Below are 11,522 nucleotides of genomic sequence, written 5' to 3'. Positions count from 1 at the left end.
CGCGATGTTCGATGCCCGCCTGGCGGCCACTGTCGCTTGACGAGAACCATAGAACCTCAGCCCGAACGGTCTGGGGTTGACCGGCCCCGCATGACGACCCCCAGGACTCCGCGGCCTCACGGTCCCACGGTCGCGCGGTCGCGCAGCCTGAAAAGGGGAGGGTTCGCCAGCATCGTCTAGGCGGAGGATGACGGTGTGCGTGCGGAGGTGCCATTCGCGGCGCCGTGCAGTGCGGCAGGCGCGTCGGTGGATAGCGAGCACCCGTCCCGTGCCGCAAGTCGGTTAGCGCGAGCGTGCACCGGGAGCGCGCATGCCGGCGTCCTCTGCCGGGTTACGGCCCGCACCGCCCGCATCACCCGCACCAACCCGCACCAACCCGCACCACCCGCAACGCACCGTACAAGCGGCCGATGCCCAGCTCCTCAGTCCCGCCGCAACAACGCCTGCCGCAGCAGCCGCGAAGCGCGGTCGCGGATGCGCCCCGGCATCTGCCGCAGCGGCCGGTGCGGGTGTACCCGCGCGGTGGCGCAGGCCCACAGGAAGTCGTGCAGGATCGGCGTGTCGTTGATCGTGTCCGTGCCGCCGTACTTGTGGAACTCCGGATGCCACTGCGTCGCTGCGATGTAGCTGTGGCTGCCCTGGTCCGGCCGGCGGCGGATCGCCTCGGGCACCTGGTCGGGCAGGCTCCAGGCCTCCACCTCGAAGCCCGGGGCCAGGTTCTTGATGCCCTGGTGGTGGATGCTGTTGACCCGCGCCTGCGCCACGCCCGGGTACATCTGCGCCAGGCGCGTGCCCGGCACGATCTCGATGCCGTGGAAGTTCTGGTCGTAGGTCACCGGGTCACGGTGACGCAGCGTCTGCGGATGGCCGTGCTGCTCCTCGATGTCCTGGTAGAGCGAACCGCCGAAGGCCACGTTGATCAGCTGCAGCCCTCGACAGACGCCGAAGATCGGCTTGCCCGCCTGCTCGAAGGCCTCCACCAGCGCCAGGTCGTACAGGTCGCGGATGCGGTCGCCGATCCAGGCTTCCTTCAGGGGCTCCTCGCCGTAGCTGCCGGGCCACACGTCGGCGCCGCCATGCATCACCACGCCGTCCAGCCATTCGGCGTAGTGCGCCAGGCTGGTGTCGCCGCGGGCGGTGTCGCCGGTGGGGCAAGGCACCATCACCACCATCGCGCCGGCCGACATCAGCCAGTGGCAGATCGACTGCTCCACATACTGCAGCGTCTTGTTGGTGAACAGCGAACGCTTGGGGTCGGCATGCGAAAAGCAGGCCGACAGACCGATCTTGAGGCGGGAGGAGACGGGCGGGGCGCCGCTGGACAGCGGCAACCGGGAGGCGCGGGACATGACCGCATGGTGCGCGCAGCCCGCGCCCGGGCGTGTCGGCCAAGGGCGCGTCTGGCCTGGGAAGGGCGCCAGGCCACAGGCTGCGCCGCTACAATCCCGCGGTTTTGCACCGCGCGGGCTGTCCGCGCGTGGCGACATTCAAGCGTTGAGATCGTGGCGATCCGTTTGTGGGTCGCCACGCACCCCTGACAGTTTCGCGCCCGCCTTCTCCACGTACACAGGCTCGGGCGCCGGCAACGGCAGCCGGTTCGGGTACCGGCGTCCTGCCTCCGAGAGGACATACGACATGGCGAAGGAAGAGCTGATTGAAATGCAAGGGGCAGTCACCGAAGTGCTGCCCGACTCGCGCTACCGCGTGACGCTGGAAAATGGCCACGAGGTCATTGCGTACAGCGGCGGCAAGGTGCGCAAGAACCACATCCGCATCATCCTGGGCGACAAGGTGTCGCTGGAGATGTCGCCCTACGACCTGAGCAAGGGCCGCATCACCTTCCGCCACCTCGAGCGCCGCGGCCCGCCGCCCGAAGGCTCCCGCCGCTGACCGGGCGGCGCCTGCGCAGTGCCGCAGGACTGGCCGGCCCGGCGACCACGGCGACGGGCCTTCGGTGAAGCCGTCCTTCCGACGGCGCAGGGTCTTCGGGGCGCTCGCGCTTCATGGTCCAGGGTCTCGTACAGGGGCCCTGTCCTTCTTTCCACCACCCGGGGTCTCGCAGGAGGCCCTTTCTTGTTTGTGCCCATGGACGGCGAAGACCAGCAGACCGAGATCCCTCCTTCCTTCCTCGCGCTGTACGCCGACGCCCGCCAGCGCCTGCGCGAGCCGCTGGCCGTGGTGCGCCAGCGCTACGAGCTGTGCGAGGACCTGGCGCAGGTGCTGACCGGCCAGGCGCTCGGCCTGTCGCAAAGCGGCTCGGTGAGCGACCAGGAGGTGCTGCAGCGCTGCCTGGCCGGCCTGCGCAGCACCGATTCCGGCCTGGGAGCCGACGAGGCCGGCTGGACGGTGCAGCGGCTGGCCGAGTTGCTGGGCTGGGGCTGGACGAGCAGCCCCGACCGTCCGGACTGAGCCGCCTGCGCCCATCCGGGCCGAGCGCGTCGAAGCCGGGACAGGCGTCGGCCTGCCCTTCGACGCGCTCACGGCGAACGGATCGGCGCCTGGACCCCTGCCTCGCAGGCGCCACACGCCCTGGCGGCTTTCACGTTAGGCTCCGACGCTGGAGACACCACCCAGAACGCGTCCACACCCGATGGGCGCTCGCGCCGCCCATGACCCCGCCGCCTTCCGCCAGCGCCGCCGACCCGGCGCTCCGTTCCACTTCCGCCACCCGCTCCCCGAGCCGCAGCGCCTGGACCATGCTGCTGGTGCTGAGCACCGGATTCGCGCTCAGCCAGGCCTTCCGTACCGTGGCCGCCATCATGGCGGCGCCGCTGGCGGCCGACTTCCACCTCAGCCCGCAGGCCCTGGGCCTGTTCGCCGGCGCCTTCCACTTCGCCTTCGGCGCGCCGCAGCTCCTGATGGGCATCGGCATCGACCTGCAGGGCGTGCGGCGCACCGTGCTGGTGGCCTTTCCGCTGGCCATCGGCGGGGCGGTGCTGTCGGCACTGGCGCCCAGCTTCGGCGTGCTGGTGGTGGGGCAGGTGCTGATCGGCATCGGCTGCGCGCCGGCCTTCCTCGTGTGCACCGTCTTCATCGCGCGGCACTTCGCGCCGGAGCGCTTTGCCGCCGTGTCGGGCGCCATCCTCGGCCTGGGCAGCTGCGGCATGCTGGTCACGGGCACCCCGCTGGCCTGGCTGATCGAGGCCAGCTCCTGGCGCATGGGCTTCTGGGTGCTGGCGGCGGCTTCGCTGCTCGCCTGGGGCGCCATCGCGGCCGTGGTGCACGAGCCTGCGCCAGCGGCCGATGCGCCGCGCGAATCGCTGGGCAGCGCCGTGCGCACCTTCGGCGGCCTGCTGCTGCTGCCGCACACCTGGGGCATCCTGGCGCTCGCCCTGGTGACCTATGCCTCCTTCGTGGCGCTGCGCGGCCTGTGGCTGGGGCCGATGCTGATGCAACGCCACGGCTTCTCGCTGATGGCCAGCGGCAACGTGGCGCTGCTGATGACGGTGATCGCCATCGCGGGGCCGCCGCTGTTCGGCCGCATCGATCCGGGGCCGGCACAACGCCGGCGCTGGCTGGTCGGCTTCACCGTGGTCTGCGCCGGGCTCTTCGCGGTGCTCGCCTTCGATGCGCAGGCCAGCGTGGACATCGCGCTGGCCCTGGCCATCGGCCTGCTCTCGGGCTACATGGTGCTGCAGTACCCCGACGTGAAGGGCGCCTACCCGATGGCCGTCACGGGCCGGGCCATGGCGCTGTTCACCATGGCGATGTTCCTGGGTGTGGCGCTGATGCAGTGGGTGACCGGGGCCATCGCCACGGCGGCGCAGTCGCGCGGCATCGAGCCCTTCCAGGCCGTGTTCGGCGCGATCGCGCTGATGCTGGCGGCCGGGGCACTGGCCTACCGCCTGCTGCCGCAGCCGCCGCGGGAGGGGTGAGGGCGGGGCTGGCCGGGGCAGCACCCTGCGGCGGCTCCCCCCTCTCCCCAATCCCTCTCCCGCCAGGGGAGAGGGGCCGAGACACCTGGGCGTCGTGGCCTTTCAGCCCTTGCGGCGGCCCTTCCAGAACTTCGGTGCATCCGCGAGCCGGCGCAAGGCCTTGCCGGCCTTCTTCGCGGTGCGGGGCTGCTGCGCCGCCAGCCAGCCGATGGCGAACCAGGCATGCGCGTCCTGCTCGGCCGCCTGCTCGTAGAGGCGGCGGGCCGTCACCTGGTCGTTGAACAGGCCCAGCGCGTCCTGCGCGGGGCGCAACTGGTCGAGGTAGCGGGCCGTCCGGCCGGCGTCCAGCAGGGGCGCCACGAACTCGGCCAGGTAGCGCAGCCGCTTGAGCCGCTTGCGGGTGCGATGGCGCTGGTCGTCGTCCAGCTGGTCGAAGCGCTCCGCGTCGCGCAGCGACTGGCGGTGCAGCCGGCGCAGGCGGTGGCGCAGGTGGGCGAGGGTGGCATCGGCGTCCAGCGCCCCGCCGCCCTCGGCCGGGTCTTCGGCCGCGCGGCCTGCCAGGGCCACCAGCACGCCCTGGAAGGCCGGCTCGCGCACCGCGACCGCCGGCGTGGGCGCATCCTTCGCCTCGGCCACACGGATGGCCGGTGCATCGCTGCCTTCCATCCAGCGGCGCGATTCGGCCACCACCTGCGTCCGGTCGCGCCGCGCGCCCAGGGCGCGGAAGGCGCGCTGCAGTGGTGCTTCCCAGGCTGGGTCCAGCCCGCCGGCCAGCGGCGCCAACTCGCGCAGCGCAGTGCGCAGGCGGCGCAGGCCGATGCGCAGCTGGTGGATCTGCTCTTCGTCTTCGCTGCCCTCGGCGATCTCGCTGGCATTGGGCAGGACCTGGGCGAGGCAGGCGGCGATCACCCGACGCTGCAGCGCCGCGCCATCGGGTGGGCTGGTTTCCTCGAAGCGTGGCGTCTCGGCCTTGACCGCGGGCACCTGGGCGATGCCTTTCATCAGCCGTTCGCCACGTTCGGCCTTGGAGACGGTGCCCAGCCACAGGCCATGGCGCTGCGCCCAGTCGCGCGACAGGGCGACCAGGCCCGCGAGCGGGCCCTGCACCAGCTCCAGTTCCAGCTCGCACACGGGCGCCACGCGCATCGGACCGCCGGCGGGCGCCTGCGCGACGATCTTGCCCACGTCCAGCGCCAGCTCGACCCGCGCACCCTCGTGGCGGATCTCGCGCGTCAGGCGCCAGATGTCGGTGGCATAGGTCTCGACCACATCCTCGCCCGCGGCCTGCAGCACCTGCACCAGGCGCTCGCCCACCGGCGTACCCTGATGGCGCAGCAGGTCGGGCCGCAGCAGGTCGGTGGCGCGGGCAGCGCCCAGGTCGGCGTTGTGCTCCAGCCGCTGCAGCAGGCCGTGTCCCGCGGCCTTGACCGTCTGCACCCAGCGGCGGCCTTCCTTGCGCAGGCGCAGCGCCATGCCCGCGGCGGCCAGGGCGCCACCGGGCGTGTCGAAGTAGCGGGCCTGCATGCGGGTGCGCTGCACGGCGCCCTGGCGCAGGTCGGCCTCGACCGCGGCCAGCCGCTCGGCGGGGATGTGGAACTTGAATTCGGTTTCCATGGGGGCTTGCTAACGGATGCGGGGTGCAGCGGCGTCGGCGCCCACGGACGCGGGCCTTCGGCCGACAGGCCGCGCGGGCGTCGGTGCCCAGAATGCCGCCGCCTGCCGATGGTGGCAGGTCTGTGTGTCATTGTCCCCGTCGACCGAGCCGAGCCCTTTCCATGCGCCTCAAAGCCACCAACTTCCTCAAGCTGGACTGCCAGCAGCCCTGCCCCGTCGTCGCCATGCTCCGCCCGCGCAGCGGCCTGGCCCAATGGGTGGTCAGCGAGCACTACCACCTGCGGCCCTGGGTGCCCACGGTGGAGTATGTGGACCCGTACGGCAACCTCGGTCAGCGCTTCGTGGTGCCGGCGGGCGGCATGGAGATCGAGGTGCAGGTGGAGATGGAGACCGAGGAGGCCCTCGCCGTCGAGCCCGCCGCGCCGGTCACGCCCGTGGACCAGTTGCCCGACGCCGCGCTGATGTACCTGCTGCCCAGCCGCTACTGCCCGTCGGACCGGCTGGCAGGCCGCGCGCGCGAGATCGTCGGCGACCTCCCGGCCGGCTATGCGCAGGTGGAGGCCATCCGCCGCTGGATCCACGAACACATCACCTACGAATACGGCGTGAGCGACGCCAGCACCGATGCGCTGGGCACGCTGAACCTCGGCAAGGGCGTGTGCCGGGACTTCTCGCACGTGGGCATCGCCCTCACGCGGGCGCTGCAGATCCCCGCGCGGCAGGTGGTCGGCTACCTGCACAAGCTCGACCCGATGGACATGCATGCCTGGTTCGAGGCCTTCATCGGCGGCCGCTGGTACACCTTCGATGCCACCCAGGCCGAGCCGCGCGGCGGCCGCCTGGTGGTGGGCTACGGCCGCGACGCAGCGGACGTGGCCTTCATCTCCAACTACGGCGAGATCGCGATCGAGGAGATGCGCGTGACGGTCGAGCAGGTGTAGCCCGCCGCAGGGCGCGGCGGCAGCGCCGGCCCTGCGTATCAGGCGCCGCGCCGCTCAATGCCAGCCGCGGTGCCAGCCATAGACGGGGTGGTACCAGCCCCAGCCATGGCGCGGGTGGTAGTGCCACACATAGCCCGGTGCCGGCATCGCATAGGTGGGCGCCACATAGACCACGGTGGGCGGCGGTGCATACACCGGCGGCGTGACCACCACGGGCCGCGGCACCACGTGCACCGGCTCGGGGGCCACCACGCACCCTGCCAGCAGCGCGGCCGGCAGCACGGCCAGCGCACACAGCCGGAAGGGGGAGGAAGAGGGGCGGGAGCTTGTCTTCATTGGCGGATGTTCGAAGTGCCCGGTCGGGCGATGTTCCCGATCAACGCCTGCGCGCATCCGCCCGGCCGACCGCCGGCGTGTAAAGAAGGGTTTACTCAGCCGGTCGTCAGTCCGTGCTCAGCCCACTGTCAGTGGCTTCTTCAGGCGGTGGTGCCGCGCGGGCCACTGCGCCGGCCGAAGGCCTTGCGGCGCAGCCTGTCCTTCTTGCGCAGCCGCTTCTGCCACTGCGAAGCGGCCACGCTCAGCACGGTGGCGCCACCGAGCAGCAGCAGCTGTCGCGCCAGGTCGCGCGTGGCGCCCTGCAGCCGCCGGTCCACCTCGGCCTGCACCTCGCCGGTCTGCGTCAGCGCCATGGCCGCGGGCGGCGGCGTCGCGTCGCCCGCGTCGGGCTGGCCGGTCGTGGTCTGGGTGGGCACGACGGGCGGATGGGCCACGCTGGCGGCCAGCCGTGCATCGGCCACCGAGCCGTGCTCCAGCGCATAGACCTTGGTGAACTCCGCACCCAGCAGGAAGATCTGCGCCGCGTAGTACACCCACACCAGCAGCACCACCAGCGAGCCGGCGGCCGCGAAGGACTCGGTCATGCTGCTGCGGCCCAGGTACAGCGCGATGGCCGTCTTGCCCACCTGGAAGAGCATCGACGTGACGGCGGCACCCACCCACACGTCGCGCCAGGCGATGCGCGTGGTGGGCATGAACTTGTAGATCATGGCGAACAGCAGCGTCATGATCGCGAAGGAGATGGCGATGTTGAGCAGCTGCAGCATCAGCTCCCAGCCCGGCAGCAAGGCGCCCACCCAGCTGCCCATGGCGGCCAGGAAGGCCGACACCAGCAGCGACACCATCAGCAGGAAGGCCAGCCCCAGGATCAGCCCGAAGGACAGCACCCGCGCCCGCAGCACCGACCACACGCCCTTGGGCTTGGCCGAGGGCGGCACATGCCAGATGCGATCCAGCGCGCTCTGCAGTTCGGCGAACACGGTGGTGGCACCGACGATGAGCACGCCCACGCCGATCAGCCCGGCGACCAGCCCTTTGCCGGGTTCGCTGGCGCTGCGGATCAGGCCCTGCACCGCGATGGCCGCCTCGCGGCCGATGAGGCCGGAGAGCTGGCCGACGATCTCGCCCTGCACCGCCTCGCGGCCGAACAGAGCGCCGGCAATGGCGATCACGATCACCAGCAGCGGCGCGAGCGAGAAGAGGGTGTAGTAGCTGATCGCGGCCCCCATGCTGGGGGCGAAGTCGTCGCTCCAGGCGACGACGGCTTTCTTGCACAGCGAGAAGAGTTGCTTGAAGGTCATGGCGGCGGCTTTCTGGAGACGCGTACGACGGCGCACGGATGCCGCCAGTGTGCGGTCCCCACGCCGCCGCGGCCATGCGTCAAGGCGCGCTTTGCGGGTAGGCCAAGTGCGATGTGCGGCGGGGTCAGGCCGGTGGCTGCTCCCGCTGGGCCGTGCCGTTGCCGTCCGCAAGGTGGCGGGCGACGTCAGTGGCGCGGTCGCCGACGGCGGCCACCGCGGCGCGCAGCCGCGCTTCGTCGATGTCCATGCGGCGCGCCCATTCGGCCACCGCGCCTTCGGACTGCAGGTCGATGCGGTCCGGGTCGTTGCCGGCGGGGGCGATGAGGGTGTGGTCGTCGGGCATGAGGGGTTCCTACAAAGGCGGAAGAAAGAAGAAGGGTCAGATGGCCGCCGCGGCGCGCGCGAAGCTCGCGACCAGGGTGCGCCCGGGTGGTGCCGCCTGGCGCATGACCTCCAGCCGGCCGCTCTGGCTGCGCACGGCGTCGCGCAGGCGGTCCTCGCCGCCGCCGGGTGCCTCGCCTTCCGCCGGCGTCGGCGCATGCACCGCGATGCGGAAGCGCTCGGGCTCCACGATGGAGGCGACGATGAGCCCGCTGCCCGGGGTCGCGACGGCGGCGGCCTCCGCCACCATGCGGCCCACCAGCTGGGCCAGGCGGTCCGGATCGGCCTGGCAATGGCCTTCGCCCAGGCGGTCATGTTCCAGGGCATGGCCCGGAAAGGCCTGTGCCAGCGTCTCGACGCACTGGGCCACCAGCGCATGCAGGGCGACGGGGCGGTGCGGCTCGTCGGCGCTGGCGGCGGTCTGGGCCTCGGCGATGCGCTGGTCGATCAGCTGCTGCGCGCGCTCGCCGGCGCTGTCGATGTGGTCCAGCACCTGCCGCTGCTGCGGATCGAGCGCCCCTCGGCGCAGCAGCTCGGTGCCCAGCCGGATGGCGCCCAGCGGGTTGCGCAGGTCGTGGCTCAGCCGGGCGAGCTGGCGCTCCAGCTGGTGCACCTGGGCCTGGAGCGCGTCGCGCATGGCCTCCAGCGGCTGCAGGTCGGGCCGGTCGTGGGACGCGGGCGGCTCGGCGGGGGCGGAATCCGGGTCGTGCATGGGCGCTCCTGGATGCGGGAACGGAAAGGCGATAGCAGGGAAGGGAGGCCGATGGTCGGGTGCGGCCGGGGTGCGCCGATGCGCCGTGGGCGCCACCGCGGGTAGGCCAATGACGACGCCACGGGCACTGGGCACGGCGACGGTGCGCGCGGTGGCCTTCACGCACAATCGGCAGCCCTGTGGCGGGCTCCGGCGCCGCCAGACCGCCGGCGCGCCTGCTTGCAGCGCAAGGCCGGCCCACCTCTTACGAACAGGCCGTCCGCGGCCCTCCAGCCTTTTCCTTCATGCAGATCACCCAAGACACCGTCGTCACCCTGCGCCTGCGCATCGCGGACGCCCAGAGCGGCCAGCTGCTCGACAGCCCCAAGGAGCCGGTCGTGTACCTGCACGGCGGCTACGACAACATCCTGCCGGCCATCGAGACGGCCCTGGACGGCCAGGCGGCCGGCCACCAGGCCACGCTGAACCTGTCGCCCGAGCAGGCCTTCGGCGCGCGCGACGAGAGCCTGCTGCGCACCATCCCCAAGAGCGAATTCCCGCCGGGCGTGAAGGTCGGCGGCCAACTGCGCGGCCAGCTCGACAACGGCGAGCCGCATGTGTTCAACGTGGTCAAGATCAAGGGGCCGCAGGTGCTGCTGGACGGCAACCATCCCCTGGCCGGCCGCAGCCTGCGCATCCAGCTGAACGTGGTGGCCGTGCGTGCCGCCACCGGCGAGGAGATCGCCCATCGCCATGTGCATGGCGATGGCGGCCATCACCACTGAAGGCTTCCCAGCCTTGCCTCGGCATCGCCAAGGGCTGAGGCGGAGGCGACGGGGCGTGCCCGGTGCCGCAGGGCGGCCTCAGCCGTGCGGCGTCACGGGCGAGGGCGGCACGCCGCGGGCCTCGATGGCCTCGGCGGCTTCCAGGCACAGGTCCTCGCGGAAGCGCGCCGCCACCAGCTGCACGCCCACCGGCGCCGGGCCGCGCTCGCCTTCGGCCATGCCGGTGCTCACCGTCAGGCCCGGCAGGCCCATGAAGGGCAGCGCGATCTGCGTCATCTGCGCCGCCCAGACGCGGGCATAGCCTTCGGGGCCCTGCAGGTCCAGGTCGACCGGGAAGGGCAGCTCGGCCGACACCGGCAGCAGCACCAGCGGATAGCGCTCGTGCAGAAAGCGCTGCCACTGCCGCGTGAGCGTCGCGCGCCGCACCAGGATGGCCGACAGCGCCGCGCTGTCCATGCGCGCGGCCACCTCGGCCTGCCCGCGCAGCACGACCAGCGCGGCCGGATCGCCCTCGCGCTCGGCCGTGCGCAGCTGCGCCTCGTAGCCATCGCCCACCCACAGCAGCGTCTGGTCGTCGGCGGCAGCCTTCAGCGGCGGCAGCGCCTCCACCTCGTCCACCAGCCAGCCGGCGTCGCGCAGGCGCGCGGCCGCGTCGCGCAGCGCTGCTTCGACGGGGGCGGTGGTGGCCAGGCCGTCCGGGCGCACGCACAGCGCGGCCCGGCGCGGCACGGCGGGCCCGACCAGCGGCGCCGCCACCGACCAGGGATCGCGCGCATCCGGTCGGGCCATGGCGGCCAGCGCGAGGCGCAGGTCGTGCACATGCCGCGCAATCGGCCCGGAGACGGCCGTCAGCTGGCCGCCGATGGTGCGCTCGGGGCTGGAGGCATTCCACGCCGCCACCCGGCCGAAGCTGGGCCGCAGGCCATGCACGCCGCAGGCATAGGCCGGGTAGCGGATCGAGCCGGCGATGTCCGTGCCATGGCCGATGGCACCGATGCCTGCGGCCACCGCCGCGGCCGCGCCGCCGGAAGAGCCGCCGGGCGTCAGCGCCGGGTTGCGCGGATTGCGCGTCACGCCGTGCAGCTGGTTGCTGGTGAACCAGCGGTAGCTGAAGGCGGGCGTGTTGGTGCGGCCGATGAGCACCGCGCCGGCGGCCAGCAGGCTGTCCACCACCGGGCTGTTGTGTTCGGCGACGAGGTCCTTCTGCAGGCGCACGCCGTTGGTGGTGGCGAAGCCGGCCTGGTCGACGTTGACCTTGAGGGTGACCGGCACGCCGGCCAGCGGCCCCACCGCCTCGCCGCGGGCCAGCGCGGCGTCGATGTCGGCGGCGCGGCGCAGTGCCTCGTCGGGCCGGTGGTCGACCACGGCGTTCAGGGCGGGGTTGACCGCCTCCAGCCGCGCCAGGGCTGCCTGCGTCGCCTCGGTGGCGGAGATGCGGCGGCTGGCGACCAGGGCGGCCGTCTGGGCGGCGCCCAGCTGCCAGAGCTCGGTCGGCAGTGCGGAGAGGGGGATTGAAGAGGGAACCAGCGGGGAGGACATCCCCGAGGTGTAGCGGGATGCGTGCCCGCTTGTCCAGCACCGGACGCGCCGCCCGTGTG

12 protein-coding genes are annotated in these 11,522 nt (G+C 72.4%); 5 read left to right on the top strand and 7 right to left on the bottom strand.

The annotated features are described in order from the left end of the window. Nucleotides 1-422: 422 nt before the first annotated feature. Nucleotides 423-1,349, bottom strand: a complete 927-nt coding sequence (locus ACT54X_RS26840) for a gamma-glutamyl-gamma-aminobutyrate hydrolase family protein (RefSeq protein ID WP_294378877.1) — start codon at nt 1,347-1,349, stop codon at nt 423-425. 286 nt (nt 1,350-1,635) lie between these two features. Here ACT54X_RS26840 and infA point away from each other — a divergent pair, with 286 nt between their 5' ends. The 3 genes from infA (at nt 1,636) to ACT54X_RS26825 (ending at nt 3,875) form a co-directional block, all read left to right on the top strand. Further along, nucleotides 1,636-1,890, top strand: coding sequence for a translation initiation factor IF-1 (gene infA / locus ACT54X_RS26835; RefSeq protein ID WP_017757760.1), 255 nt, complete (start codon nt 1,636-1,638; stop codon nt 1,888-1,890). Between the two features lie 195 nt (nt 1,891-2,085). Beyond that, nucleotides 2,086-2,409: a hypothetical protein gene (locus ACT54X_RS26830; RefSeq protein WP_294378879.1), complete on the top strand. Its 324-nt coding sequence runs from the start codon at nt 2,086-2,088 to the stop codon at nt 2,407-2,409. 200 nt (nt 2,410-2,609) lie between these two features. Then, complete coding sequence (locus tag ACT54X_RS26825) at nt 2,610-3,875, top strand: MFS transporter (protein WP_476349590.1); 1,266 nt, start codon at nt 2,610-2,612, stop codon at nt 3,873-3,875. 102 nt (nt 3,876-3,977) lie between these two features. Here the strand turns inward: ACT54X_RS26825 and ACT54X_RS26820 are convergent, their stop codons facing one another. Beyond that, nucleotides 3,978-5,489, bottom strand: coding sequence for a CYTH and CHAD domain-containing protein (locus ACT54X_RS26820; protein ID WP_476349588.1), 1,512 nt, complete (start codon nt 5,487-5,489; stop codon nt 3,978-3,980). Between the two features lie 161 nt (nt 5,490-5,650). Between ACT54X_RS26820 and ACT54X_RS26815 the strand changes: the two genes are divergently transcribed. After that, nucleotides 5,651-6,430 (top strand): transglutaminase domain-containing protein, encoded by a 780-nt coding sequence (locus ACT54X_RS26815; RefSeq protein ID WP_294378883.1) that lies wholly within the window; start codon nt 5,651-5,653, stop codon nt 6,428-6,430. Between the two features lie 54 nt (nt 6,431-6,484). Here ACT54X_RS26815 and ACT54X_RS26810 read toward each other — a convergent pair whose 3' ends face one another. The 4 genes from ACT54X_RS26810 to ACT54X_RS26795 form a co-directional block, all read right to left on the bottom strand. Then, the gene (locus tag ACT54X_RS26810) at nt 6,485-6,766 is read right to left on the bottom strand and encodes a hypothetical protein (protein ID WP_017761788.1); all 282 of its coding nucleotides are present in this window, start codon (nt 6,764-6,766) and stop codon (nt 6,485-6,487) included. Nucleotides 6,767-6,906: 140 nt separating this feature from the next. After that, nucleotides 6,907-8,067 (bottom strand): YihY/virulence factor BrkB family protein, encoded by a 1,161-nt coding sequence (locus ACT54X_RS26805; RefSeq protein WP_294378886.1) that lies wholly within the window; start codon nt 8,065-8,067, stop codon nt 6,907-6,909. A 124-nt stretch (nt 8,068-8,191) separates the two neighbouring features. Further along, nucleotides 8,192-8,410, bottom strand: a complete 219-nt coding sequence (locus ACT54X_RS26800; RefSeq protein WP_294378888.1) for a DUF3606 domain-containing protein — start codon at nt 8,408-8,410, stop codon at nt 8,192-8,194. Nucleotides 8,411-8,446: 36 nt separating this feature from the next. Then, a complete protein-coding gene (locus ACT54X_RS26795) occupies nt 8,447-9,160 on the bottom strand; it encodes a sensor histidine kinase (RefSeq protein ID WP_476349584.1) in 714 nt (237 codons plus the stop codon). A gap of 284 nt (nt 9,161-9,444) precedes the next feature. Between ACT54X_RS26795 and ACT54X_RS26790 the strand changes: the two genes are divergently transcribed. Next, the gene (locus ACT54X_RS26790) at nt 9,445-9,924 is read left to right on the top strand and encodes an FKBP-type peptidyl-prolyl cis-trans isomerase (RefSeq protein WP_294378892.1); all 480 of its coding nucleotides are present in this window, start codon (nt 9,445-9,447) and stop codon (nt 9,922-9,924) included. Nucleotides 9,925-10,002: 78 nt separating this feature from the next. Here the strand turns inward: ACT54X_RS26790 and ACT54X_RS26785 are convergent, their stop codons facing one another. Then, nucleotides 10,003-11,463 carry an amidase family protein gene (locus ACT54X_RS26785; protein ID WP_294378894.1) on the bottom strand — a complete coding sequence of 487 codons (1,461 nt, stop codon included), beginning with the start codon at nt 11,461-11,463 and terminating at the stop codon, nt 10,003-10,005. Between the last annotated feature and the right edge of the window lie 59 nt (nt 11,464-11,522).

The sequence above is a fragment of the Pseudacidovorax sp. DMC4 genome, assembly GCF_056314265.1.
The sequence above is the reverse complement of the archived record's forward strand: the minus strand, read 5'-3'. Positions and strand labels throughout refer to the sequence as shown.